The organism is Nordella sp. HKS 07 (assembly GCF_011046735.1).
In the GTDB taxonomy this organism is placed as follows: Bacteria; Pseudomonadota; Alphaproteobacteria; order Rhizobiales; family Aestuariivirgaceae; genus Taklimakanibacter.
Map to the genome: position 1 here is coordinate 2378970 of NZ_CP049258.1, position 25613 is coordinate 2404582.

The window sequence follows — 25613 nt, forward strand, 5'->3', positions numbered from 1 at the left end:
TGACTTTCCCCTTCTCCCGCGCGCGGGAGAGGGGGAATGCCGGTGAGAGCTGGAAAATCTATTCCCTTCGTTGTGACAATCCGCACAGCCAGGCGTCCGAGAGACTTTTAAGTCTCTTCCCCGAAGCGAATGCACCTGCGCATGGGGAATTCGACATGGATTGGCAGACCTTGGGCGCTTTCCTGGTGGCTACGACCATCATCCTGGCGACGCCAGGGCCTTGCATGGCCATCGTCGTCGGCAACACATTGCGCGGCGGCCAGGCGGTAGGTGTGCGCACCGTCCTCGGCGTCGGGCTCGGCGAGACGGCGCTGGTCGGCCTGCTGGGCTTGTCCTTTCTGTTGTCGAGCCAGTTCTTCGGCGGCATTTTCCCTTGGTTCTCACTGGCAAGCGCCGGCTATCTCGCCTGGCTGGCGGCCAGCACGGTGCTGATCGCGACCGAGCCTGCCGGTATAAAGACGCGCAATCTGTCGTCGCGGCCTTTCTTCGATGGGCTCGCGGTCACCGTCAGCAATCCCACGTCGCTGCTTTTCTATTCGGCGTTCTTTCTGCCTATCGTGCAGCAAAGCCATTCTTTGGTGACGCAGCTCGGCGTCCTCGCCGCGCTTTATGTTCTGCTCAGCCTCGCTTTCGACCTGGCCTGCGTGCTATTCGTCGCCAGGCTCGCGGCGATGCGTCTTCAGAGTGCCCGCTTCGCCCGCATCGCGAAATGGTGCAGCGCCGCCGTCTATGTGGGGACGAGCTGGCTTGCCGTCACCTCATTCCTGCAGGCGACGATGCCCTGACCCGCCAACGGGCGCAGGCTCAACTCCTGGGTTTCAGGTTTTCCGGGTCGTAGAGCGGCTTGTAGCCGACGCCGGCCACCTCGACCGGATAGGTCTCGGCAAAATACTCGACATTCAGCTGCCGGCCTTCCTGGCAATAGGCCCAAGGCAGGTAGGCGAGCGCGATGTTCTTGCCGATGGTCGGGCCATAGGCGATGGAGGTCGTGTAGGAGCGACGGCCTAGCTCATCGACCAGCACGTCGCCCGTTTCCGGATCCATGACCGGCAGATTGCCCACGGGATAGCGCGCAACGCCTTGTCTGTCGGTGTTCTCCATCATCACCAGCGTGCAGAGCATGGCCGGTTGATGCGCGCGCGCTTTGTATTCCAGATGCTTCGCCTTGCCGCGGAAGTCCGCTTCCTTCACCTTCGGACGAGCAAGGTCGGCCTCGATGAGATTGTACTGGGTAAGGAGGTCCGCATTCTGCAGGCGCAGGCTCTTCTCCATCCGCCGCGAATTCGCATAGGTCTCGACGCCAAAGGCCATGACACCCGTTGCGCGCAACGCGTCCCAGACGGCGAGCCCGTCCTCATATTTCATATGCAGTTCCCAGCCCTGCTCGCCGACATAGGATATGCGGAAGGCGGTGACCGGCATGCCACCGATCTCGATCTGTCTGATCGCGGCGAAGGGGAAGTTTTCCGGGTCGAGGCCGGCCGGATCGGCAACGGCCTTCTTCAGCGTCGCGCGGGCATTCGGACCCCAGATGCCGATGGTGACATATTTCTCTGAGACATCGGTGATCGTGACGTCCAGGCCGCGATCCTCGGCGATCCGGCGCATATAATGGAAATCGCGCGGACCTGCATCGGCGCCGTTCACCAGACGGCAGCGGTCGGCCAGGCGGAAGACGGTGAAGTCGGCGCGCACCATGCCCTCGTCATCGAGGAAGTGAGTATAGATACCCTTGCCGATATTGCCGTCTCCGCCGATTTTGGCGGCGCAGAGCCATTCGAGAAGCTCGACATGGTCCGGCCCTTCGATGTCGACCATGTGGAAATGCGAGAGATTGACGATGCCGCAATCGTCGCTCATCGCGAGATGCTCGGCGTTGGAGACGCGCCAGAAGTGGCGGCTGTCCCACTCGTTCTCGCGGTGAGGCACGCGGTTGCCGTATTTTTTCAGGAGGTGCTCGTTGGCGGCATAGCCATGCGCGCGCTCCCAGCCGCCGAGCTCCATGAAATAGCCGCCAAGCTCCTTCTCGCGCTCGTAGAATGGCGAGCGCTTGATGTTGCGGCCCGTCGCATAGGGCTCGCGGGTATGCACGGCCGGATAATAGATCTTCTGGGCGGCTTCGCGGGTGCGGCCCTCGATGAATTTTTCCTCGAGCTGGTGCGGATAGAAACGGGCGTAGTCAATTGAAGCGTGATCGATCCCGGTGCGGCCATCCGTCATCCAGTCGGCGATCAGCTTGCCGTAGCCCGGGCCGTCCTTGACCCAGATGGCGACGCAATACCATAAGCCGCGCACCTTCTGGCTCTCGCCGCAGGACGGCCCGCCGGCGGCCGACACCTGCAGAAGGCCGTTGAAGGAATGGCTTTCATTGTAGCCGAGCTCACCGAGGATGGGGGTGAGCTCCATGGCGCGCTCGAGCGGTTCGAGGATCTGTTCCATGTCGAGATCGCGCTGCGAGGGTGACAGGCGCGCCTCGTGTTTTTCGAGAATGTCACGTGGATGGCAGAGGCGCGGATTGGTCTGTTCGTAATATCCCCATTCGATCTGGCCGCCTTCGGCGGTCTTGGGGTCGCCGGTGTCGCGCATATAGGCGGAGTTGCCCTGGTCGCGCAGCAGCGGGTAGCCGATTTCCTTGCCGGTGCCCTCGAACTGGTTGAAGGGGCCGAAGAAGGACAGCGGATGATCGACCGGCATCACCGGCAGATCCTCGCCGGCCATCGCGGCGATCAGGCGCCCCCAGATCCCGGCGCAGACGACGACATGGTCGGCCAAAATCGTGCCGCGATGGGTGACGACGCCCTTGATGCGGCCCTTCTCGATGACGAGCGCGGTCGCCGGCGTATTGCCGAAGACCTTCAGCTTGCCGGATTTTTCACCCGCGTCGATCAGCTTTCCGGCAACCGTCTGCGAGCGCGGAATGACGAGGCCGGCGTCGGGATCGAACATGCCGCCCATCACCTGATCTTCCTCGATCAGCGGAAACAGTTTCTTGATTTCGGCGGGCGAGACATAGTGTGCGCTGGTGCCGAACGCCTTGGCCGAGGAGAGCTTGCGCTTGATTTCCTCCATCCAGATGTCGTGGCCGGTACGCGCGACTTCCAGACCACCGATACGGGCGTAGTGTCCCATCTTTTCATAGAAGTCGATGGAGTACTGCGTCGTCCAGACCGAAAGATAATCGTGGCTCGTCGTGTAGCAGAAGTCCGAGGCATGTGCTGTCGAGCCGATATCGGTGGGTACGCCGGACTTGTCGATGCCGACAATGTCGTCCCAGCCGCGCTCGATCAGGTGATGGGCGACCGAGGCTCCAACGATGCCGCCTAACCCTATGATGACAACTTTCGCCTTTTCGGGGAACGCCGACATGATGACTCCTCGATATCCCTTCGATCTAGAGCGTATCCCGGCGACGTGGAATCACGTCGCCGAAAAGGATCCGCACCAGATCAATATGTTGGAGCAAATCCTCATCGCCAAAGTCTCCAACTTTGGCGGGATTTGCTCTAATTGGGGCACATTAGTGAGCTCTGTTCAACGGTCGTGAGATGGAACGACCAGGGGCGCGCCGATTCCGACACCTTCACCCGGCCAGCAGTTGCGCAAAGATCGGCCCGGGGTCGTCGACCTCGAGCAGCTTCCGGCCTGAAATCACCCAGATCCGCGTCGCCACGGCGCGCACGAAGGCCCGGTCGTGGCTGACCAGAAGGCAGGCGGCGCCATGCTCGATCAACTCGCCTTCCAGCATGTCCTGCCCCTCGATATCGAGGTGGTTCGTCGGCTCGTCCAGCAGGTAGAAATTGGGTTGCGCCAGCCGCAGGAGCAGCATCGCCAGCCGCGCCCGCTGGCCGCCGGAAAGCCTGGCGAGCGGTGCTGACTGCGCGTCGATGCTGATCCCCGTTCCGGCGAGTTGCGACCTCGCCTGATGGTCGGTCAGGTCGCTGGACCGCTTCACCGCATCCCAAGGTGTGCGAAACGCATCGAGTTGCGACAGTGCCTGATCGGAATTGCCGAGCTGGAGGCTCGCAGCACCCCTTATATGCGGATCCTCCCTGGCAAGAGCCGCGCGCAGTCTGTCGACCAGTCGGGTTTTGCCCGTCCCGTTGGCGCCGAGCAAAGCGATCCGATCGCCATTTTCGATCCACAGCTTCCCGGTGCGGAACAGGACCCGCCCGTCCGGCGTCGTGATTGCCGTATCATTTATTGTCACAAGCGCCTTGGCATGGGTGCCGCTGTTGGTCAGGCGGATCGCCCCGGCCGAGCGGTCCTGATGCGCCGGCCGCGCTTGTTCCTCCAGCCTGTCGGCCCGCTCCGAAAGCTGCTTGGTCTTTACGACCAGGAGGTCGGAGCCCGAATTGATGCCAATGTTCTTGAGCTTTGCCGCTTGCTGCCTGAGCGCCCTGACCTTGCGCATGTCGTTTTCATACCGGCGATCGCGCGCCGCGTCGCGCTCTTCCAGTGCCTGGAGGGCGCGGGAATAGGGCAGGGAGAAATCTTCACTGTCCTCCGGGCGCAGAAACAGGGTGCGGTTGGTTATATCATCGAGAAAGGCGCGATCATGGCTCGCGGCGATCACCGCGCAGTCGCGCGGCAAGGCGAAAAGAAACCGCTCCAAGACACCGATCCGGCCAATATCGAGATGGTTGGTCGGCTCGTCCAGGAGAAGCAGATCGGGTTCGACCACGGCCGCCCTTGCGAGAAGCATGGTCCGCTGCCAGCCGCCGGACAGGCTGCCAACAATTAGACGCCTTATGGCCTCGTCCACCTCGAGATCATCGAGCAGAATATCGATCCGCCAGCTCTCTGTTTCGGCGACTTCCGGGGCGAGCGCGTCGCGCACAGTGTCATGGAGGCTCAAGGATAAGAGGCGTTCGGGCACGTCCTGCGATGCGAAGGCGATGACCAGGCCGCGCATGCATGTCACGGCTCCTGTCGTAGCTTCTTCCTCGCCCGCCACGATGCGAAGCAGCGAGGATTTGCCGCGCCCGTTTGCCGCGACGAGGCCGAGGCGGTCGCCTTTTGCGACGGAGAAATTGAGCCCGCTGAAAAGGGACTCGCGACGGATCAGAGAAAGGTCTTTGGCGGAGATAAGGGACATTGCAGTCTCATCAAGTCAGGGCGGCACAACCAACTGTGCCCAAAAAGGCTGACGATGAGACGGCGATGCGTTCCTCGGTCAGCCCCGCGAGATCGAGCGCGGGGCGAAGACAGGTCCACGAGTTCTGCAATGGAAGTGCTGATGTAACATCGACTTCCCCTCCTGTTTGAAGCGCCAAGCTTATCTAGACCAGTTCGCACCGGATTGACAACACCGCGCCGAAGGGCGAGGCGTCAGCCCGAAAACCCGCCCGCCGCCAGAAACGCCAGCTCCTCGGGCGTCGATTTCCGGCCCAGGATGGCGTTGCGATGCGGAAAGCGCCCGAAGCGCTCGATGATGTCGAGATGGAGCTTGGCCCAATGGACCATGTCCGGCTGGCGCGCCGCGAACAGCGCCACGCAGCGCCGTTGCGCGTCGAGATCCTCGGCATGCTCGAAAGGCATGATGAGCCACATGGCGAGCGGGGCCGGAACTGTGAGATGGTCTCCATGCGATACCGCCCGCCTGGCCAGCGCCAGGGCCTTTTTGTCGGCGGCGAAGGCGAGCGGCGAGCCGCGATGGATATTGCGCGAGAACTGGTCGAGCATCAGGATCAGCGCCAGCATGCCGCGCGGTGTCTCAGCCCAATGATCGAAGGCGCCGTCGCGCGCTTTCGCCAGCGCCTCCTTGAAGCGGACCGACAACGCGCCGTCGAAAGCCGTGTCCTTGACGAACCAGCGCTCTTCCCCGGCCTTGAGCCAGAAATCGATCACGTCGTCTGGGGTCATTTCGGACTGAGCTCCATGCGCGCGATGATGAACTGGGCGAGCGCCTCGACATGATCGCGGTCGAAGACCGGTACCTGCGCGTCGGGAACCGGCCCGGTGGCGGCGATCGCCACGATGGACGGATCCTCGCCGGCGAGCTTCGGATGATCGAGCGCCAGATTGCGCACCTCGATCTTGAGGTGGTCGCCATGCTTGTAGCCTTCGACGATGACGAGATCGCAAGGCGTGAGTTTGGCGAGGATCATCTCGAAGGACGGCTCCTCCTCACCGCGCGATTCATGGATGATGGCCCAGCGCTGGCGCGAGATGACGGCGACCTCGCTGGCGCCGGCGGCGCGATGGCGGAAGCTGTCGCGGCCCTCATGATCGATGTCGAAGGAGTGATGCGCGTGCTTGACCGTCGCCACGCGATAGCCGCGTCCCGTCAATTCGCGCACCAGCTTCTCGACCAGCGTGGTCTTGCCGGCGTTCTTGAAGCCGGCGACGCCAATGATCTTCTGCGTCATGGCCGGTACTCGGCCTGGATGCGAAGGGCAGTGTTCACATCGGCCGCTTCGTTGAGGTTGAAGAACGGATCATAGGGCTCTTTCGGCCACTCGGCGATGCCGGCCTCATGCGCCAGAACCCAGTGCTGCACCGAGCGCCGGCTGTCCTTCATATAGTCGGCGAGCGCCGACGCCAGCGTTGACTTCCACAGGCCGAAGACCGGATGCAGCCTAGCGCCCGAACGCGCCACCGCCATATCCTTGTCCCGCGCAGCTTGGCTGAGCTTCCGCACCAGATCGCGCGGAAAGAACGGCGTGTCGACCGCGACGGTTGCGACCCATTCGATCCCGTTCTGCCGCGCCCAGACGAGTGCCGCCAGTATGCCGGCAAGCGGCCCCTGATGGTCGCCAGGGGCATCCGTCACGACCTTGTATCCTGGCACTTCGAGCGATGTCGCTTCGTCATGCCGGTTTACGATGAGTGTCGCGACCTGCGGCTTGAGCCGCGCGATGGCAAGGTCGATCAATGCCGCGCCGCCAAGAAGCAGGCCCGCCTTGTCCTCGCCCATGCGGCGCGATTGTCCGCCGGCCAGGATGCAGCCGGCGATATCGCCGCTGCCGCTCACGCGGCAGGCGCGCCATAGAGGCGCTGCGGCGGAATCCAGATAGTGATCGCATCACCCAAGGCCACATCGCCTTCGCGCTCGACCCAGGCGGTGATGCCGCGCTTGTGCTTGGCCGCCTTCACGAAGCCGACCTTCTGCTCCGGATTATGTCGGGCGATGATATCGGCCGGATAGCGGCAGGGCTCGTTCTCCATGTCGACGACGATGGTGGCGCCAGAGGGGAATTGCAGCCGCGAGGAGGGCGGCAGCAGGGTCAGGTCGGGAATGCCCGATGTCACCATATTGGCGCGGACCCATTCCGGCTTCACCTCGGGGATCTCCATGACCGCGGCTATGTCGGCGAGCTCCTCGACCGACAGCAAGGTGAGCTGGCGCACATTGCGGATCGGCGTGTCGCGCGGATATTGCTTGATGGTGCGCACATCGGCGGGGCGCGTTAGCCCGCTATGGCAATCGCCCACGATCCCGTCGAAGCGCAAGGCCAGCCAGTCGCTGCGGGCTTTCTCCAGTCCCGAGGTGCGGTCGGCATTCTTGAGCAGCGCCTCGACACGGCCGGTCGTGGCAAGCTTGGTCATCAGCGGCATTTAGATCTCCCGTCAGGCGAACCGGCATAGCAGGTCGAGAGGAGGCTCGCTATAGTGGCCGCCATGACCGAACATGAACTCGACGCGGCGGGCCTGTTGTGCCCGCTGCCAGTGCTTAAAGCCCGCAAGCGCCTGGACAGCCTCAAATCCGGCGACACTTTGCGTCTCATTGCCACCGACCCCGCTTCCGTCATAGATGTTCCCCACTTCTGCAACGAGCAGGGCCACGAGCTCCTTTCGCATGAGGCGAGCGACGGCCGCCATATATTCAGGATCCGGCACAAATGAGCTTCGATTTCGGCGCCTTCAACAACTGGGGTTCACTCAAGAAGGTGGTGGTGCGCTCGCCCGCCACGGCCTTCAGGGACGATACCCGGCTCGACGCCGAATGGAAGCCGCTGAACTATCATTCGCGGCCCGACCTCGCCGAGGCATGCCGTGAATTCGCCGAAGTGACGCGGCTTCTCGAGGCGGCCGGCGCCGACGTCATCTCGCTTCCCGACGGCGACGGGCTCACCCTCGATTCGATCTACACGCATGACGCGCTGATCGTGACGCCGCGCGGCCTGGTGCGGCCCTTCATGGGCAAGCCGCAGCGCCGCCGCGAGGCCGCCGTCAATGGCGCGCATCTGGAAAGCTTGGGCATCCCGATCGCCGGCGAGATCGAGGGGCCGGGCTCGGTCGAGGGCGGCGATCTGGTCTGGATCGACCGCCACACGCTGCTCGCCGGCATCGGCTACCGCACCAACCGCGAAGGCATCGCGCAATTGCGCAACCTGGCCGGGCGCGATGTCGAGATCCTCGAATTCGACCTGCCGCATTACAAGGGCAAGGGCGACGTCTTCCATCTGATGTCGGTCCTGAGCCCGCTCGACCGCAACCTGGCGGTGGTCTATCTGCCGCTGATGCCGGTGCGCCTGGTGCAGTTCCTGGAAAGCCGCGGCATCGGCTTCGTCGAAGTGCCCGACAGGGAATTCGACACGATGGGCTGCAATGTCCTGGCCCTGGGACCGCGCCACGCCATGATGGTGGCGGACAATCCCGAGACCGAACGCCGCATGAAAGTGGCGGGTGTCAAGGTCGAGGTCATCAAGGGCGACGAAATCTGCCGCAAGGGCGAAGGCGGCCCGACCTGCATGACGAGGCCGCTGGTGCGGGGATAGTCCCGCAATCCCCAATTCTGTCATCCCGGATTTCGCCGGGGATGACGCGTTTGAACTATCCGATGAATCCCCGAACCTTCTCGGAGAAGCCTACGGTGACCGAGCCGTCCTTGTGCTCGATGAGCGGGCGGCGGATGAGCGAGGGATTCTTGAGGGCGAGCGTCACGGCCTTCGCCTCGGTGAGGTTTTCCGTTTCTGCCTTAGGCAGGCCGCGCCACGTATAGCCGGCGCGGTTGATCATCTTCTCCCAGCCACCCAAGGCTTTCGACCATTTCGCGACCTGGTCCTTGCTGAGCTCGTCTTCCTTCACGTCGCTGAAGTGATATGCCTTCCTCTTCTCGTCGAGATAGCCCATGGCCTTCTGGCAGGTCGAGCATTTCTTGAGGCCGAACATCTTGAGCATCGGTGAGTCTCCGGTCTAGTTGAGCGAAAGAGTCTTGTCGGTGTGGAAGGCGCCGGCGCCGGTGATCTGATCGGTGAACGCCTTGAACAGATCCTCGATCAGGTGTTTCTCGATATCCTTCACGATGAAGACGAGACGGGTGCGCTCATCGCCATCGGGCCACGCGGCAAGCCTGACCGGCGGGTGATAGATATGCTGAACGCCATGCAGCACGATTGGGCGCGTCGGATCATCGGCGACCTTCACGATGCCCTTCATGCGCAGCATGTTGGCGCCATGGAAGGACTGCAGCAGTCCCAGAAACATGTCGAGGCCGGCGGCGCTGATGGCGCGCTCGTCCGAGAAAGTGAAGGAGCGGATATGGTCGTCATGACGGGACACGTCGTGATGATGTTCGTGATCGTGGCCATGGTCATGATGTTGGTGGCCGTGATGACGATGGCGCCGGCGTTTCTCGCCCGCTTCATAGGCCTCCGCATTGAGCCAGTTGCGCGCGTCGAGCGACTTGGTGTCAGGATTGTAGAGGCCGCTATTGAGAAGCCTGGCGGCCGTCGCCTCGCCGCGATGGGTGGTGAGGATGCGGGCCGCCGGGTTGAGCGCCCGGAGCCTGGCGATCAGCGCGTGGAGCGCGTCTTCGCCCTCCCGTCCGGTGAGCAGATCGAGCTTGGTCAGCACCAGGCGGTCGGCGACGGCCACCTGTTTCACCGCTTCCGCATGGGCATCGAGCGTCGCTTCACCCTGCGCCCCGTCGACGACGGTGATGACGCTTTCGAGCCGGCAGCGCTTGAGGAGATCCGGTTCGCTCATCACCGTATGCAGAACCGGGGCGGGATCGGCGAGACCGGTCGTCTCGATGATGATGCGGTCGAAGGCCTTGAGCTCGCCGGCATCGCGCCGCGCGATCAGTTTCAGCATCGTGTCGATGAGATCGCCGCGGATCGTGCAGCACAGGCACCCCGACGACATCTCGAAGACGTTCTCCTCGGAGCGTTCGACGAGAAGATGGTCGATGCCGATTTCGCCGAACTCGTTGATGATCACCGCGGCTTGGGCGAGCATCGGGTCCTTGAGCAGGCTGTTGAGCAAAGTGGTCTTGCCGGCGCCGAGGAAGCCGGTGATCACCGAAACGGGCAGGATCTGCAGGTCAGTCATGGGTCGCTGATATAAGCGATTGATCGCCCTTCGTCAGCCCCTGCAAAACATGGCCGATTCACCACGCGCGCATGGGGGCGCCCACTCAATCGTCAACGCATAAATTGACTATCAACATATGTATTGATAATATCCGGGAATGAAAACGAACCAGCTGGCTGTGGCGCCCCAGAACGACGCGGTGAACGAGACGGCGTCCCTCGATCAGGTGTTCTTCGCCCTGTCGGATCCGGTGCGCCGCGCCATCCTGGAGAGGCTCGACGGCCAGCCGATGCTCGTGTCGCAGCTGGCGGAGCCGTTCAATATCTCGCTCCAGGCGGTGTCGCGCCATATCCAGGTCCTGGTGCGCGCCGGTCTCATCGCACAGGAGCGCACCGGCCGCATTAGCCGCTGCAGCCTGACCATCGGGCCGATTTATTCGGCCGCTGTCTGGATCAATCGCTACAGCAAATACTGGCAGGAACAGTTCGACACGCTGGCGGGCGCGCTGGATGGCATCGAGAAGCACAAGGCCGCCAAACGCGGACCGGCGAAACGTGATCCCAGATCTTGAAGTCTTGTGAATGTGAAGAAAGACGGGAGGCGATGATGAAATACCAGGCTGCGGCGATCAAGCTCGACGATTATCGTCGCCAGATCACCGATATCCGCGCCAAGATGCGAGCGCTCAAGGACGAGGCCGAACCGCAGGCGGTGAAGGACTATGAGTTCGCGACCCTCGCCGGTCCGGTGAAGCTGTCCGACCTCTTTGCAGGCAAGGACGATCTGATCGTCATTCACAATATGGGTAGGAGCTGTCCCTATTGCACATTATGGGCCGACGGCTTCAACGGCATCTATCAGCATCTGGCCGATCGCGCCGCCTTCGTCGTGGCGAGCCCCGATCCGCCCGAGATACAGCGAGACTTCGCGCAAGGCCGCGGCTGGCGCTTCCCGATGGTGAGCCTCAAGGACAAGGGCTTCGCCGCCGACATGGGCTATTATGAGGATGGCTGCATGCCCGGCATCTCGGTCTTCCGGCGCGAGGGTGATGGGGTAGTCCGCGTCTCCAATGCCGGCCTTGGTCCCTTCGACGACTACTGCGCCGCCTGGCACCTCTTCGATCTGTTGCCCGGCGGGCCCGGCGACTGGCGCCCGCGCTTCAGCTATTCGTGAGATTGGCGGCTTCTCCCTCCCCGTCCTTAACGGGGAGGGTGGCGCGTAGCGCCGGGTGGGGTCTACCCTTTCACCACGCCTTCCATCAGGCCCTTGAAGAAGAGCTTCTGGGCGAAGGTGAAGGCAATGATGCCGGGTAGCACCACGATCATATAGACGGCGGCGAGATTGGGCCATGACCACTGGCCAAGCCCGCCTTGCGCGCCCGCCAGCACCACCGGCATGGTGCGCGCCGTCTGGTCGTTGGTGAGCGTCGAGCACAAAAGGAACTCGCCCCAGGCGGTAACGAAATTGACGATGAAGACCACGACGAGACCATTGCGCGCCATCGGCAGCACGATCTCCCACAAGGTGCGCACCGGACCGGCCCCGTCGACCTTTGCCGCCTCGACCACCTCATGCGGCACCAGCTGGAAGACGCTGCGCATGATGAGGATGCTGATCGCCAGGTTGAGCGTGATATAGGGCAGGATGAGCCCGCTGGTGCTGTTGATGAGGCCCAGGAAGCTCTGGATTTCGTAGACGCTGATGATCGACACCACGCGGGTCGGGAAATAGAGCGAGACGAGAAGTGCTGCGACGACGAACCCGCCGCCCTTGGGCCGCATATGCACCAGCGCATAGCCGGCAAGAATCGCAAAAACGCTGGTGAAAAAGGTTGTGCCGGCGGTGACATAGATGCTGTTCCACAGATTGACCGGCAGCGTATCGATCTTCTCGAACACATAGGCATAGTGGCCGAAGTCGAATTTGCGTGGCCAGAAATCGCCGCGCATCGCATCGGGGCGCGATTTGATCGACATCATCAGCACCCAGGCGAGCGGCGCCAGGATGATCAGCATGAAGAAATTGATGACCCCGTGGCGGATAAGCGACGCCTTGTTCTGGGCGAACCAGCTCTGCTCAGGTTTGGCGGTGACGGTGATGTCGGTCATGATCCTATCCCTTCGGCCTGAAGAGCCGGATCAGGATAACCATCACCACCATCATGCCCATGGCCCCGATCATGCCGATCGCCGCGGCGAAGCCTTGCCGCCACAGGCCGAGCTTGAACGCCTGGTCATACATGAAGATGGTCCAGGTATAGGTCGGCGTGTCACGGTTGAAGCCGCCGAAGATCAGATATTCGTCGATCACCGCCATGGCGCTGCCGAAGCGTAGCACGATGAGGATCATCATGATCGGCGCCAGTGCCGGACGCGTGATGTGCCAGAAGATCTTCCATTCGCTCGCCCCGTCGATGCGCGCTGCTTCCGGCAGGTCCTTGGGGATCGCGGCGAGGCCGGCGAGGAAGAAAATGGTATGATAGCCGAGCCCCCACCACCATTCCATGACGGCGATGGCGGGTAGCGTCAGCGGCGTGCCGCCCAGCCATTGCGGCGCGTTCTGCAAGGTGAAGAGGCCGAGCGTGTCGACCAGGAAGTGGTTGATCGGCCCGACCTGGTAATTATACATCCATTTCCACAGCACGAAGACGAGCGTGCTCGGGATCACCGCCGGAATGAGCAGCACCACGCGATAGAAAGTGGCGAGCTTCGGATTGGTCACCTTGTCGATGAGTATGGCGAGCAGCAAAGGCAGGATGATCGTTCCGGGCAGGAACATTAGCGTGAAGAGCGTGGCGCGCCACAGGCTCGCCCACATTAGGGGATCCTTGGCCGCGGCGACGTAGTTGGCGAAGCCGACGAACTCAGCCGGATCGCTGGAAAGGAACTCATAGTTGGTGAAGCTGATCCACAGGACGCGGAAGATCGGATAGACTTGATAGCCGACGAAGAAGATCACGGCCGGCAGCAGGAACCACCAGGCACTCGATGCATGGCGCAAGCTCGTCAGGCGCTCGCCCAGACGGCTCTGGGGCGCCAAGCTTATTCGATCGGAGGCGGTCGTCTCAACCATTATTCCAAGCTTTGCTGGATGCGCCGCTCTTCACAAGAGCGCACAGACGCTCGCTAAAGCAAACGGGAACCGGGCCCGAAACACCGGTTCCCGCGCCCCTGGTTACTTGCCGCGCTTCATTTCGGCCTGCACGGCGTCGACGACTTTCTGCAGCGCAACCTTGGGATCGGCTTCCTCGCCCTTGAGGTAGGTTTCCCAGATCGGCTTGCCGATCACGAACTGCTGCAAGCCGAAAATGTGGTTGTTGATGGCCTTGGCCTTGTCGAGCTGGCCACGCACCAGCGCCACGAAGTCCGGCATCCAGTCGGGCTTGTTGGTTTCCCATTCCGCATAGATCGACTTGTAGGGCGGCAGCTGGCCGGGATGGCTGGTCTCGGTGCCGGCGATCGAGTCCTTCCAGATCTGCGGATCATAGGTGAGCGCCTTGATGTATTCGGCCGCCTTCTCCTTGTTCTGTCCGTATTTGAACAAGGCGCTGCCGGTGGTCCAGAACACCGTCGAACCTGCGCCATTGGCGAATTTCGGCAGCGGCCCGAGATGCAGGGCCTTCTGGTCGTCCCAGTTCTGGGCCATGCGCAACGGCGCATTGAAGTACTTGGTGAAGTAGCCGACGCGCTGGGCGGCGAAGGCCACTTCGTCCGGCGTGCCGTTAACGCCGCCATCGGAGGCGCCTTCGAGCAGGATGTCGGGATGCGACACCGCCATGATGGCCTTCATCAACTTCAACGCCTCGACCGACGGCTCGCTGGTGAAGTCGAACAGGCCTTCGGAGGTGTAGACATCGGGGTTCATGCTGTGCGCCATCGGCGCCAGCGAGCGCCAGCCATGCGAGTCGAAAGTGGCGCCGAAGGGAGCCGCTCCCGAGTCCATGATCTTCTTGGCGTTGGCCAGATGATCATCCCAGGTGGCGGGTGCTTGATCCGGCAGGCCGGCCTTGGTGGTGAGGCCCGAATGCCAGGAATTGCCGATCACGTCGAGGAAGAACGGCCAGCCATAGAGCTTGCCGTCGATCGTGTTCTCGGCCCGGATCGAGGGGATCATGTCGTCGATCACCTCTTTCGGAATATAGTCGTCCCACGGCTCGATGACGCCGGCTTCCTTCATCGCCGACATTTCGACGAAAGGTGTCTGGCCGACATAGACGTCCCAGGTGCTTTCCTTGTTCTTGGCTTCGGCCACGAAGCGCTCGATGCCGAAGCCTTCGACCGGCGCGATCTGATAGTTGAGGCCGGGGAATTTCTCGTTCACCTTTGGAATGCTCGGGTGAAGATCCTCGATCCATTGATAGAAGGTGGGGGTCAGCGGACGGTTCTGCGCGCGCGCCGCACCGATGCCGCCTTTGGCGGCGGCACCGATGCCGGCGAGGCCGAGCCCCGCGACTAGGCTGCGCGTCAGGAATTCGCGCCGGTCGATGCGGCCCTGCCGCAGCTGCCGGACGAGCGCGTCCTGTAAAATATATTCCTCTTCCTTGCGTATCTTCATTGTTTTCTCCCGGATGATTCAGCCCTTCAGGGCTGTCGTTTTATTTGGCAAACGCGATGGTCAGCGAGATTCTCCGTACCCGCAATAGCTGCCTTCGCTGAACCCTGGTTCCAGGCTGGGCGAAGGAGACTTGTCTGCACGTGTTCGGTGTCCTCCTCTTGAAGAGGTCTCGACAGGTCGGAAGCCCTAGATTATCAGATAAATTAAAGGTGCCAAGACATCTCAACGAGGATTCGTCCATGAATGTGCTCGATCGTTTCCGCCTGGATGGAAAGCGTCTCTTCATTACCGGCGGTAGCCGTGGATTCGGGCGGGCGATCGCGCTGGCGGCGGCGGAAGCGGGCGCCGATGTCATCCTGAACGGGCGCGATCCGGCCGCCTTGGCGAAGACCGCCGAGGAGGTTCGCGCGCGGGACCGGCAGGTTTGGACATTTCAGGGCGACATCGCCGATTCCGCTATCTGCGAGGATATTTGCCGCCGTGTGCTGGCCGAGGCGGGCCCCGTCGACATTCTGGTCAATAATGTCGGCGGACGCAATCTCGCCTCGAAGATCGAGGAGACTTCGCTCGCCGATTGGCAGAAGGGCGTCGATCTCAACCTGACGCATTGCTTCATCTGCACCAAGATGATCGGTGCAGAGATGCTCAAGCGTGGCAAGGGCCGTGTCATCAACATCGCCTCGATCAGCGGCATGATCGCCAATCGCGGCATTGGCGGGCGGCATTACGAGACGACCAAGGCGGCGGTGATCCACTTCACCCGCGCCACCGCAGCCGACTGGGCGCCGCGCGGCGTCACCGTCAACGCCATCTGCCCCGGCCTGTTCATGACCGAGCCCAATCTCGCCTGGTCGAAGACACACCCCGAGGTCATCGCGACCTTCGTGCGCGCCGTGCCGATGGGTCGCACCGGCGAGCCCGAGGAGATCGGCCCGCTCGCCGTCTATCTCGCCTCCGATGCCTCGAGCTACGTCACCGGCGCCAGCTTCGTGATCGACGGCGGCTACACGCTGTGGTGACCGTTGCTCCCTCCCCGGAACGGGGAGGGTGGCGCGCAGCGCCGGGTGGGGCAACTAAGCGAAGGGGTTTTCCCCTTGCAGAAACGCCCAGACCGTGTCGGCCGCTGCATCGGGATCCTGATTGACGTCGGCATTCCATAAGCGCGGTAGCCTTTAGCGCGAAAGTGCGCGTCCCGCTTTTCATCACGGGCGCGGCCGCGATCTTCGCCATGCTGGCTGCCATCGACCTCCACGATCGGCTTGTGCGACTTGCACACGAAGTCGAGAACATAGCCATCGATCGGCGCTTGCCGGCGAAAGTGATAGCCCTTGCCGCGCCACGTCCTGAGCCTGACCCAGAGCTTCACTTCCTCGGGTGTCATCGCCTTTCGCAGCGATCGAGCAAACGCGATACGATTGTCCATGGGCCGTCCCGGCTGAACCTTATTAACGCTAGTCCGGGAACTGGAACGTGGAAAGACCCCACCCGGCTCGCTTCGCTCGCCACCCTCCCCACGCTTCGCGCGAGGAGAGAGGATCGTACATATCTTCTCCCTACCCGTTCTTAACGGGGAGGGTGGCGCGCAGCGCCGGGTGGGGACAGTCCCCTACAACTTGCACTGCTTGTACGTGTCCATCCACGGACGCAGACGCTCGAAGGTGGCGCTGGCGGCGAAGACGTCTTCATCGGCATAGCGCCGGCCGACGATCTGCAGGCCAACCGGCAGGCCGTTTGACGCGAGGCCCGCCGGGACTGTCGCCGCCGGATAGCCGATGAAATTGATGAGGAAGGTCATGCACCAGCCGATCAGCCGGTTGATCTCCTCGCCTTCGACTTCCTTCGGCCCTACCGTATTGCCGTCCGACGCATTGTCGACGGCGAGGCAGGAAAGCGTCGGCGACACCAGATAGTCGTAACGGTCGAGCACCTTGCGCAGCGCGTCGAAGACGTCGGAGCGCATGATCTCGTCTTCTATATGCTCTGGTACCGTCAGCCGGCGGCCGATCTCGTCCCAGTGCCAGAATTCCGGCGGGAAGTCGCCGTGATGGTCGCGCTTGAGATCGATGCCTTCGCGCTTGAAGCCTTCCAATGCCGCCACCTGCTTGGGCGCGATGAGCCGGCACCACATGTCGCTTAAAGTCCGGTGCGAATGCGGGATGTCGATCTTCACCTCCTCGACATGGGCGCCCGCCTCTTCGAAAGCCTGGACCGCCTTGTCGACCACGGCGACGACGCGCCGGTCGACCGGGAAGATGCCGTAGTCGCGCGTATAGGCGATCTTCTTGCCGGCGATCGAGCGCTTGAGCGCGCCCATGAAATCGACCGTGCCTTCGAGGCAATAGGGATCGCGCGAATCGTAGCCCTGCAGCGCGCTCATCGCCAGCGCGCTGTCCTCGACGGTGCGGGTGATCGGGCCTTCGAAGATGAAGGGGATGTTTCCGCCAAAGGCATCGGGCCGCGTCACCAGCGGCACGCGCCCGAAAGCCGGCTTGTAGCCGAAGACGCCACACCAGGAGGCCGGGATGCGGATGGAGCCGCCGCCATCGGTGCCTTCGCACAGAGGCAGGAGGCCCGCCGCCACCGCACCTGCAGCACCACCCGACGAGCCGCCGGTATTCTTCGACAGATCGAAGGGGTTCTTCGAGGCGCCGAAGAGATAGTTGTCGCAGGTTCCGCGGAAGCCGAAGACCGGGCTGTTGGTCTTGCCGACCATGACGGCGCCGGCCTTCTCCATCCGCTCGGTGAACATGCAGGAGGTGTTGACGACGTAATTCTTGAGCGCCCGTATGCCGCCGAAAGTGGTGACCCAGCCGGGCTTGAAGTCGAAGCAGTCCTTCATGGCGATCGGCACGCCATGGAGGGGACCGACCGCGTCGCCGCGCATGAGGGCTGCTTCCGCCGCCTTGGCGGCCTTGCGCGCGTCTTCATAGCCGAAGATGACGAGCGCATTGATCTTCGGATTGTGCGTTTCGATGCGCTTGATGGCGGCGTCCACCACTTCAACGGGCGATATCTGCTTGGCGCGGATTCGCTTCGCCAGGCTCGCCGCCGATTCGGTTATTGCAAGATCCTCGCTCATGGGCCCTTTCCTCCTCAGCCTGTTGTGTTCTTCATCACCGTGCGGATGATCTGGCCTGAGGTGACGAGACGGTCGAATTCGGGCGGGCGCAGCTCGCCGCCCATGAAGACGTGATCGCGGCGGAAGCGCATGCCGCCGGGTTCAGCGGTGAGTGCGGCGAAATGCGTCTCCTTCGGATGCGCCGCCTGGACTATGCGACCCGCATTGCGCGGCGTGATGCCGCCGCCCGGCATGATGATGATGCGCTCGCCGGCGCGCTTGATGAGTTCCGAAATGAGCGGGAGGCCTTCCAGTACGCTAGCCTCCTGACCCGATGTCAGAATGCGGTCGACACCGAGGCTGATCAGCGTCTCGAGCGCCGCGAAAGGATCGCGCGCCATGTCGAAGGCGCGGTGGAAGGTGACGGACAAGGGACGCGCCAGAGCGATCAGTGCCCGCGTCCGCTCGGCGTCGACGTCGCCTTCCGCGGTGAGAAGGCCGATGACGACGCCGTCCGCGCCCTCCTGCCTGGCGGCGGCAATGTCGGTCTGCATGATCGCATATTCGTCATCGTCGAACAGGAAGTCGCCGCCGCGTGGCCGGATGATCACATGGATGCCGATGCCGGTGACGCGCCGCGCCGCCCGGATGAGGCCGAGGCTCGGCGTGGTGCCGCCTTCGAGAAGATTGGCGCAGAGCTCGGCGCGATGGGCGCCCGCTTCCTTCGCGGCGCGCACGCCTGCCACCGAATCCACACAGATCTCGTAGATCACCCAGAAGCCCCCACATCACGGCAGGTTGACTCGCTGCGTATTGAGCGCACAAGCGCGTGCGTTTTTCAAGAGAGAGCGGGAAAAGGCTCGCTTACATATATCTGGAGCGCTTCCTTGTCGCGAAAGTCGAGCAACTTTCGCGGGAAACGCTCTAGTTTTTCTTGCGCTTTTTCTTCTTCGGCGGGCTGGTGTTTTCCTGCGCCGCGGCGGGCTGGATTCGCTCTTCGGTTGCACGCGCCAGCGCGGCAATCGAGGCGAAGTTCTCCGGCGTCATCACTTCGCAATAGCCATTCGGCTTCTGGCGGGCCGCCGAGCACACCGTAAGCGAGGCGTTCTGATCGAGATTCCATACCATGGCGTTGTAGCCATTGGCGCCGGGAACGCGCACCACGCCGCTGGTCGAGTTGTCGACCATGTCGCGCACGCCAAGCAGGCGGCCGCGCAGCGCCATGTCGGCGGTTTCCGGCTTGTCATAGGAGCCGAAAGATACGCCCCAGCCGGTGAGGCCCGAGGCCTTGGCGACGGCGGTGGGCTTGCCCTTGCATACGGTCTGCGTGAGATCGACCGGCACCAGCGCGCCGAGTTCGTCGTTGGCGATCTGGTTGATGCGCATCTGCTGCGGCTGCGGCGGCTTGGCGAATCCAGCCGTCAGCAGCATTTCGGCGAGATCGGCGCGCGCCTTGCCGCCCGGCGCGCCGAGCACGACGGCGATGAGCTTGCGGCCGTTCTCGCTCGCCGAGGCCGCGAGGTTGAAACCGGAATTGCACACGAAGCCGGTCTTCATGCCGTCGGCCGTCTTCATCTGGCGCAACAGGCTATTGCGGTTGCGCAATTGCCGTTTGCCAAGGCTCACATGGTCTTGCGAGAAATAATGCGCGCGCTCGGGGTAATCACGCAGGATGGCGGAAGCGAGCACGCCGATATCGCGGGCACTCGTTACCTGACGCGGATCGAACAGGCCGTTCGGATTGGCGTAGTGCGTCGCCGTCATGCCAAGGCGACGGGCCTCGGCATTCATCAGCTTCACGAATTCGGGATAAGTGCCGCTCGCACCTTCCGCCAGGACATAGGCCATATCGTTGGCGGAATAGACGAGCAGCATCTGCAAGGCGAGATCGACGGTGATCGTCGACCCCGGCCGCATGCCCACCTTGCTCGCCGGCTGTTTCGAGGCAAGCTCGGACACAGTGAGCTTCTGGTCGAGCTGCATCTCGCCGCGCTTCAGTTTCTCATAGACGACATAGGCGGTCATCATCTTGGTGAGGGAGGCGGGATACCAGGGTTCCCCGGCGCGATCCTGTGAGATAACTTCGCCGGTGGCGGCGTCAAGAACCAATGAGGGGCCGGCGAGGGCCGGCGTCGCGGCGAGGCTGCCCGCAATGACCAGACTCAGGGCCTTGAGACGTAACCGTGCCGCCACAATGTCTTCCTTCTCAATCCTGAATGCCCCGTCTTATCAGCCGAACTACCTCAGCCGGAGACGAAGATCAACCCAAAGCCTGTTCGAGACTATTCCCGCGAAGCGTTAGCTTATGTTCGAATTTTGTCGAGATTGAGTAAACTAGCGAGGTCGGCGGCGAGAGTTTTGGCCGCCCCGTGCGGGGCGGCCATGCGCATCGTCAGGCGCGGCGTCGCTGTATCGCAGCCACGGGTGCGGGGATATCGTCCGCGCCCGTCGTTTCGTTCAGCGCCCGGTCGCCGGCCGCGTCCTTGATCCGGGTTGGGAGTCCCATCTCGTCGAGTAGCGCGAGGAAAGGCCGCGGCGGCAGTTCCTCAATATTCGCCATCTTGCCGACGTCCCAGTCGCCTCTGGCGATCAGGATCGCCGCCGCCGCCGCCGGCACGCCTGCCGTGTAGGAGATCGCCTGGCTGCCGACCTCGCGATAGGCGTCGGCGTGATCGGCGACATTGTAGATGAACATCTCGCGCGGCTGGCCGTCCTTGACGCCCTTCACCAGATCGCCGATGCAGGTCTTGCCCGTGTAACCGGGCGCCAGCGACGAGGGATCGGGCAGCACCGCCTTCACCACCTTCAGCGGCACCACGCTCTGGCCTTCCGCCGTCGTCACCGGCTGTTCCGAAAGCAGGCCCAGCGACTTCAACACGTTGAACACGGTGATGTAGCGCTCACCGAAGCCCATCCAGAAACGGATGTCCGGAACATCGAGGGTGCGCGACAGCGAATGGATCTCGTCATGTCCGGTCATATAGGTGATGCGCTTGCCGACCACCGGCAAGTCCCATTCCTCGGCGACCTCGAACATCGCGTTCGCCGTCCATTGCCGGTTCTGCCACGACCAGACCTGGCCGGTGAATTCGCGGAAATTGATCTCGGGATCGAAGTTCGTGGCGAAATAGCGCCCGTGGTCGCCGGCATTCACGTCGATGATGTCGATCGAATCGATCCGGTCGAAATACTCGTCATGCGCGAGCCTGGCATAGGCGTTGACCACGCCGGGGTCGAAGCCCGCGCCCAGCAATGCGGTGACGCCGAGAGATGCGCATTCGTCGCGGCGCTTCCATTCGTAGTTGCCGTACCAGGGCGGCGTCTCGCAGATCTTCCGCGGGTCCTCGTGGATGGCGGTGTCGATATAGGCGGCCCCGGTGGCGAGACAGGCCGACAGCACCGACATGTTGAGGAAGGCCGAACCCACATTGATGACGATCTGGCTGCTGGTATCGCGGATGAGCTGCGCGGTCTTCTCGATATCGAGCGCGTCGAGCGCATGCGCGGTGAGACGGCGGCCGGTCACGGCATTGCGCTTCTCATGCACGGAGCGGATGATCGCCTCGCATTTGCCGATGGTGCGCGAGGCGATATGAATATTGCCCAGGAGATCGTTGTACTGCGCGCATTTATGCGCGACCACCTGTGCCACGCCGCCGGCGCCAATGATGAGAACATTCTTCTTCATTTCGTTAGGGTGCTTCCTTTCGTAGATCACGATTGAGTCCAAACTCATGAACGTGATCGCTTCCAATATCCTAGCGCCGGGTTGTTGCGATAAACCGGTGTCTGCCTTTTCGCCTCCCGCACTAGGGGTTCAATGAGGGTCTCACGACAGGCTCGCGAGATAGTCCTCATAAGAGAATTGACGCACAGGGTTCAGCCGGCCGCAGGCCTCGCGCAGGACGATCGCCGGCATCTGCACGCCGTTGAACCAATTCTTCTTCACCATCGTGTAGCCGGCCGCGTCCTCGATCGAGATGCGGTCGCCGGGCTTCAGCCGATCCGGAAAGCTGAACTCGCCGAAAATATCGCCGGCGAGGCACGACTTGCCGCAGATCATGTAGCGGTGAGGTCCAGCATCGGGGCTGACCTTGGCGCTTTGCCGGTAGATCAGGAGATCGAGCATATGCGCTTCCGTCGAGCTGTCGACGATGGCGAGATCCTTGCCGTTATGGAGCGTGTCGAGCACCGTCACCTCGAGTGTGGTGCTCTTCGTCACCGCTGCTTCACCAGGCTCGAGATAGACTTGCACGCCATGGCGCTCGGCGAAGCGCTTGAGCCGCGCGCAGAATGCTTCGATGGGATAGCCCTCGCCGGTGAAGTGGATGCCGCCACCGAGGCTCACCCAGTCGACCTCGCGCAGAAACAGGCCGAAGCGCTCCTCGATCTCGGTCAGCATCCGGTCGAAGAGCGCGAAGTCGGCATTCTCGCAATTATTGTGGATCATGAAGCCGTCGATGCGGCCGAGCACGGATCTGATCCGCTCGGGCTCCCATTCGCCCAGCCGGCTGTACGGGCGCGCCGGATCGGCGAGATCGAAGCCCGAGGAGCTGATTCCCGGATTGAGCCGCAGGCCACGCGACAATCCCGCCGCCTTGCCGGCGAAGCGCTCGAGCTGGCCGATCGAATTGAAGATGATCTTGTCGGCATGCGACATCACCGCGTCGATCTCGTGATCGGCGAAGGCCACGCTATAGGCATGCGTCTCGCCGCCGAACTTCTCATGACCGAGCTGTACTTCGTAGAGCGACGAGGAAGTCGTGCCGTCCATATGGGCGCGCATCAGATCGAAGACCGACCAGGTGGCAAAGCATTTGAGCGCCAGCAGGACCTTCGCGCCGGAACGCTCGCGCACCTCGTCGATTATGGCGAGGTTGCGGGCGAGCTTCGTCTTGTCGATCAGATAATAGGGCGTCTGTATCATCGTAAGGTGATCTCGCTCATTGTGAGGATGAGGGTCTTGAGCTCGGCTTCATCGACGAGCTCAGCTGCTTGCGCCGCGGCGAACCAGGCGCGTTGGCGCTGATGCCATTCCGGCCAGCGCCCCAGTTCGTTGGTGACGCCGAGGGGAAAGACCTCGACGCGACAGATGAGGGATCGCCCGTTCGGCCGGCGCTTGCGGTAGTGATAGGCGCCGATCGCCTGCGTCGCGGCTTCGCCTTCGACGCCCGCTTCCTCGAAGGCCTCGCGGGCCGCCACCTCGACGCCGTTCCTGCCACGCATCGGCCAGCCCTTGGGGATGATCCAGCGGCCGGTGTCGCGCGACGTGATCAGCATTATGTCGCTGCCGCCCTGGGCCGACGGGCGGTGCGGCAGCGCTCCATATTGCAGGCGGACGGGCGCGTTCATGCCGGCATCGGCTGCGGACGCGAGAAGCGGGCAGGCACGCGCTGGCGCGTGCGCGCATCGCGCGCGGCGATGATCTCCGCCGTACAGCACAACAGCATCCGCGCCTCGCGCGGGCTTGCGGCTTCCCTCAGCCAATGGAGCAGCGGCGGCTCGCGCAGGAGCCGGCACAGTTCGGCGAGGCCGATGAGCGAATGCTCCTTGGGCATCGCCGGCCAGATCATCGCGAAGACGAGGTCGACGGGGTGTCCGTCGAGAGCATCGAAATCGATCGGCCGGGCGAGCCGCATGAAGGTGGCGGCGGGCGCCGTCACGCAGCCCAGACGCGCATGCGGGATCGCGACGCCATGATTGATCGCGGTCGAACCGACATCCTCGCGGATGGTAAGCGCGGCCCGGATCGTCTCCATGTCGGCGCCGCTCCTGGCGCTCAAATGAGTTGAAACCGCCTCCAGCACCGCGGGGCCGGTATCGGCGGGATGGTCCAATATGATGTCGTCACTCTGAAAGAGATCCACAAATCTCACCGCAAAACTCCTGGATCGTGATCACTTCAGGCGGATTCCGCCCGAGGTGATGAATGTGATCGAAGCCGGCTGGCCCGACGGCGCCGCATCTTCGAATTGTGATGTGAAATGCCTGATTATCCCGGACGCGGGAGCTGCGTTAGGCGCGTCCGGGCGAGAGGTCGGCTTTAAGGCGCCGAGCCTCCTTCTTCATTTGACGTTTCGGAAACGTGATCATGGCGCGCCGAAGCTAGTCCATATTCCCCGGAAGTCAAGTCAACCACGTCGCCTGCGGGCGAAGCATCCGCCTACCGCCCGACATAGGCCATAGCGTCGATCTCGATCTTGATGCCGGAAAGACCCGCGGCGACGGTGGTGCGCGTCGGTTTCACCTCCCCGAAATAAGTCCGGTACACGCGGTCGAAGGCGTCGAAATCCGCGATGTCGGCGAGATAACATGTGCATTTGACCACCTGATCCATGCGCGCGCCCGCCGCGGCGAGCAGTGCTTTGACATTGTCGAGAGTGAGCGCCACTTCGCTCTCGATGCTGCCGGCGACGATATTGCCTTGGGGATCGATGGGGCCTTGTCCGGACACGAAGACGAAATCGCCGACCTTGAGGGCGGGGGAATAGGAGCCGGTATTGGGAGCGCCGTCGGCGGCGATGATCTTCGTGAACATGGTGCTTTTCCTTGTGAAGATAGATGTGGTCAACGGCTGGCCGGGCCACGCTTTTCGGCTAGAGTAACGTTAAAGTAGGCGGCTGAACCAGATGGAGGCGGACGGAACGGGACATGGCTGATGAGCGGGTGACTTTGCGCGATATCGCCCGGCGGGCGGGCGTCTCCATGACGACGGTTTCCAACGTGGTCAACGGCCGGCTGGAACTGATGTCGGAGGCGACGCGCGAACGGGTCGCCGCCGCCATTCGCGAATTGAACTATCGTCCCAATGCGGGCGCCCGAAATCTGCGCCTGTCGCAGCGCGGCGCCATAGGTCTGATCGTCGTCGACGAGCAGCCGCGCTTCCTCGCCGATCTGATGACCAGCAACATCCTGGCCGGCATCTCCAACTATCTCAGCGGCCACGGCTATGGCCTGCTGGTCACCGGCATCCGCAAAGCCGCGGTCGCCGATCTGCATCTCTTGCGCCGCGATCAGACCGATGGTCTTTGCATCATGGCCTCCGGCACCCAGCAGGAGCGCCGCGCGCTCTATCGCCAGCTCGAGGATACCGGCCAGCCGATCGTAATTTTCCAGGATCAGGCGCCGGATTTCATGACCGACACGCTGTCGGTCCGCCAGGACGATCACAAGGCCGGCGAGCTCCTCGCCGAGCGCCTCATCGCGCGGGGCGCCCGGCGGCTGGCGCTGCTGGTGCCGGCCCAGAGCTGGGCGGCAATGGCCGCGCGCCAGGCCGGCGTCATGGCGGTGGCGGAACGCCATGGCGCGAGGCTCGACACGGTGACCTGCGGCAGCGAGGAGATCGCCGACACGCAGATTGCCATTGCGCGTTATGTTGAGCGCAACGGCCTGCCCGACGCGCTGCTCGGCGGCAACGACCAGATGGGCTGCGCCGCGCTCACCTGGGCGCAGGACCGCAATTTCGCGGTGCCGGGCGATGTGCGGGTCACCGGCTGCAACGGCTTCGCCTTCATCGATTATGTGCGTCCGCGCCTCACCTCGATCGCCTCGCCCGCTTATGAGATGGGCAAGCAGGGCGCCGCCTTGCTGCTCGCCCGCCTGTCGGAAGGCCGTTTCAAGCAAAGCGAGATGCTGTTCGACGTGACACTCCTGCCGGGCGAGTCGGATTAACGCATAGCGAAATCTGTCCACGCATTACCCTCACCCTGAGGTGCCCACCGAAAGTGGGCCTCGAAGGGTCTGT

The 25613-nt window shown here is 62.8% G+C and carries 27 protein-coding genes; 7 read left to right on the plus strand and 20 right to left on the minus strand.

Annotated elements, in window-relative coordinates; all coding sequences use genetic code 11:
- The first annotated feature begins 155 nt into the window (after positions 1-155).
- Positions 156-785 carry a LysE family translocator gene (locus G5V57_RS11120; RefSeq protein WP_165167557.1) on the plus strand — a complete coding sequence of 210 codons (630 nt, stop codon included), beginning with the start codon at positions 156-158 and terminating at the stop codon, positions 783-785.
- Between the two features lie 19 nt (positions 786-804).
- Here the strand turns inward: G5V57_RS11120 and G5V57_RS11125 are convergent, their stop codons facing one another.
- From G5V57_RS11125 to G5V57_RS11150, 6 genes are all read right to left on the minus strand, one after another.
- A complete protein-coding gene (locus tag G5V57_RS11125) occupies positions 805-3366 on the minus strand; it encodes an FAD-dependent oxidoreductase (protein ID WP_165167558.1) in 2562 nt (853 codons plus the stop codon).
- A 214-nt stretch (positions 3367-3580) separates the two neighbouring features.
- Positions 3581-5095, minus strand: coding sequence for an ATP-binding cassette domain-containing protein (locus tag G5V57_RS11130; RefSeq protein WP_165167559.1), 1515 nt, complete (start codon positions 5093-5095; stop codon positions 3581-3583).
- A gap of 233 nt (positions 5096-5328) precedes the next feature.
- Entirely contained in the window at positions 5329-5862 is a 534-nt protein-coding gene (locus G5V57_RS11135; protein ID WP_165167560.1) for a DUF924 family protein, read from the minus strand.
- A complete protein-coding gene (mobB, locus tag G5V57_RS11140; RefSeq protein WP_165167561.1) occupies positions 5859-6368 on the minus strand; it encodes a molybdopterin-guanine dinucleotide biosynthesis protein B in 510 nt (169 codons plus the stop codon). Before mobB ends, G5V57_RS11135 begins: the two co-directional genes overlap by 4 nt.
- Entirely contained in the window at positions 6365-6973 is a 609-nt protein-coding gene (gene mobA, locus G5V57_RS11145; RefSeq protein WP_165167562.1) for a molybdenum cofactor guanylyltransferase MobA, read from the minus strand. Before mobA ends, mobB begins: the two co-directional genes overlap by 4 nt.
- Positions 6970-7557 (minus strand): MOSC domain-containing protein, encoded by a 588-nt coding sequence (locus G5V57_RS11150; protein WP_165167563.1) that lies wholly within the window; start codon positions 7555-7557, stop codon positions 6970-6972. Before G5V57_RS11150 ends, mobA begins: the two co-directional genes overlap by 4 nt.
- A gap of 63 nt (positions 7558-7620) precedes the next feature.
- Between G5V57_RS11150 and G5V57_RS11155 the strand changes: the two genes are divergently transcribed.
- Positions 7621-7845: a sulfurtransferase TusA family protein gene (locus G5V57_RS11155; RefSeq protein ID WP_165167564.1), complete on the plus strand. Its 225-nt coding sequence runs from the start codon at positions 7621-7623 to the stop codon at positions 7843-7845.
- The gene (locus G5V57_RS11160; RefSeq protein ID WP_165167565.1) at positions 7842-8720 is read left to right on the plus strand and encodes a dimethylarginine dimethylaminohydrolase family protein; all 879 of its coding nucleotides are present in this window, start codon (positions 7842-7844) and stop codon (positions 8718-8720) included. The genes G5V57_RS11155 and G5V57_RS11160 overlap by 4 nt, the downstream gene beginning before the upstream one ends.
- 55 nt (positions 8721-8775) lie before the next feature.
- On the opposite strand, the gene G5V57_RS11165 is transcribed toward G5V57_RS11160, so the two are convergent.
- Together G5V57_RS11165 and G5V57_RS11170 are read right to left on the minus strand one after the other, a co-directional pair.
- The gene (locus G5V57_RS11165; protein WP_165167566.1) at positions 8776-9123 is read right to left on the minus strand and encodes a Spx/MgsR family RNA polymerase-binding regulatory protein; all 348 of its coding nucleotides are present in this window, start codon (positions 9121-9123) and stop codon (positions 8776-8778) included.
- Positions 9124-9138: 15 nt separating this feature from the next.
- Positions 9139-10275 carry a GTP-binding protein gene (locus G5V57_RS11170; RefSeq protein ID WP_165167567.1) on the minus strand — a complete coding sequence of 379 codons (1137 nt, stop codon included), beginning with the start codon at positions 10273-10275 and terminating at the stop codon, positions 9139-9141.
- Positions 10276-10414: 139 nt separating this feature from the next.
- Here G5V57_RS11170 and G5V57_RS11175 point away from each other — a divergent pair, with 139 nt between their 5' ends.
- Together G5V57_RS11175 and G5V57_RS11180 are read left to right on the plus strand one after the other, a co-directional pair.
- The gene (locus G5V57_RS11175) at positions 10415-10828 is read left to right on the plus strand and encodes a helix-turn-helix transcriptional regulator (RefSeq protein WP_165167568.1); all 414 of its coding nucleotides are present in this window, start codon (positions 10415-10417) and stop codon (positions 10826-10828) included.
- Between the two features lie 32 nt (positions 10829-10860).
- A complete protein-coding gene (locus tag G5V57_RS11180; protein WP_165167569.1) occupies positions 10861-11430 on the plus strand; it encodes a DUF899 family protein in 570 nt (189 codons plus the stop codon).
- A 62-nt stretch (positions 11431-11492) separates the two neighbouring features.
- On the opposite strand, the gene G5V57_RS11185 is transcribed toward G5V57_RS11180, so the two are convergent.
- The 3 genes from G5V57_RS11185 to G5V57_RS11195 form a co-directional block, all read right to left on the minus strand.
- On the minus strand, positions 11493-12365 hold the full coding sequence (locus tag G5V57_RS11185) for a carbohydrate ABC transporter permease (protein ID WP_165167570.1): 873 nt from the start codon (positions 12363-12365) through the stop codon (positions 11493-11495).
- 4 nt (positions 12366-12369) lie between these two features.
- The gene (locus tag G5V57_RS11190; RefSeq protein ID WP_165167571.1) at positions 12370-13329 is read right to left on the minus strand and encodes a carbohydrate ABC transporter permease; all 960 of its coding nucleotides are present in this window, start codon (positions 13327-13329) and stop codon (positions 12370-12372) included.
- Between the two features lie 102 nt (positions 13330-13431).
- Entirely contained in the window at positions 13432-14811 is a 1380-nt protein-coding gene (locus tag G5V57_RS11195; RefSeq protein ID WP_165167572.1) for an ABC transporter substrate-binding protein, read from the minus strand.
- A gap of 239 nt (positions 14812-15050) precedes the next feature.
- On the opposite strand from G5V57_RS11195, the gene G5V57_RS11200 reads away from it, so the two are divergent.
- On the plus strand, positions 15051-15830 hold the full coding sequence (locus G5V57_RS11200; RefSeq protein ID WP_165167573.1) for an SDR family NAD(P)-dependent oxidoreductase: 780 nt from the start codon (positions 15051-15053) through the stop codon (positions 15828-15830).
- Here G5V57_RS11200 and G5V57_RS11205 read toward each other — a convergent pair.
- The 9 genes from G5V57_RS11205 to G5V57_RS11245 all read right to left on the minus strand — a co-directional run bounded on the left by G5V57_RS11205 (position 15815) and on the right by G5V57_RS11245 (position 24407).
- On the minus strand, positions 15815-16234 hold the full coding sequence (locus G5V57_RS11205; RefSeq protein ID WP_246737592.1) for an endonuclease domain-containing protein: 420 nt from the start codon (positions 16232-16234) through the stop codon (positions 15815-15817). The two genes, G5V57_RS11200 and G5V57_RS11205, sit on opposite strands and share 16 nt — an antisense overlap.
- A 183-nt stretch (positions 16235-16417) precedes the next feature.
- Positions 16418-17890: an amidase gene (locus G5V57_RS11210; protein WP_165167574.1), complete on the minus strand. Its 1473-nt coding sequence runs from the start codon at positions 17888-17890 to the stop codon at positions 16418-16420.
- 14 nt (positions 17891-17904) lie between these two features.
- Positions 17905-18642 (minus strand): copper homeostasis protein CutC, encoded by a 738-nt coding sequence (locus tag G5V57_RS11215; protein WP_165167575.1) that lies wholly within the window; start codon positions 18640-18642, stop codon positions 17905-17907.
- A gap of 151 nt (positions 18643-18793) precedes the next feature.
- Entirely contained in the window at positions 18794-20062 is a 1269-nt protein-coding gene (locus G5V57_RS11220; protein ID WP_165167576.1) for a D-alanyl-D-alanine carboxypeptidase family protein, read from the minus strand.
- Positions 20063-20261: 199 nt separating this feature from the next.
- Entirely contained in the window at positions 20262-21557 is a 1296-nt protein-coding gene (locus G5V57_RS11225; protein ID WP_165167577.1) for a saccharopine dehydrogenase family protein, read from the minus strand.
- A 141-nt stretch (positions 21558-21698) separates the two neighbouring features.
- Positions 21699-22796 carry a carboxynorspermidine decarboxylase gene (nspC, locus tag G5V57_RS11230; protein WP_165167578.1) on the minus strand — a complete coding sequence of 366 codons (1098 nt, stop codon included), beginning with the start codon at positions 22794-22796 and terminating at the stop codon, positions 21699-21701.
- Positions 22793-23221, minus strand: a complete 429-nt coding sequence (locus tag G5V57_RS11235; RefSeq protein ID WP_165167579.1) for an NUDIX hydrolase — start codon at positions 23219-23221, stop codon at positions 22793-22795. Before G5V57_RS11235 ends, nspC begins: the two co-directional genes overlap by 4 nt.
- On the minus strand, positions 23218-23745 hold the full coding sequence (locus G5V57_RS11240) for a PTS sugar transporter subunit IIA (protein WP_165167580.1): 528 nt from the start codon (positions 23743-23745) through the stop codon (positions 23218-23220). The genes G5V57_RS11235 and G5V57_RS11240 overlap by 4 nt, the downstream gene beginning before the upstream one ends.
- Before the next feature lie 287 nt (positions 23746-24032).
- Positions 24033-24407 (minus strand): RidA family protein, encoded by a 375-nt coding sequence (locus tag G5V57_RS11245; RefSeq protein WP_165167581.1) that lies wholly within the window; start codon positions 24405-24407, stop codon positions 24033-24035.
- 113 nt (positions 24408-24520) lie between these two features.
- Here G5V57_RS11245 and G5V57_RS11250 point away from each other — a divergent pair, with 113 nt between their 5' ends.
- Complete coding sequence (locus tag G5V57_RS11250; RefSeq protein ID WP_165167582.1) at positions 24521-25540, plus strand: LacI family DNA-binding transcriptional regulator; 1020 nt, start codon at positions 24521-24523, stop codon at positions 25538-25540.
- Positions 25541-25613: the final 73 nt, after the last annotated feature.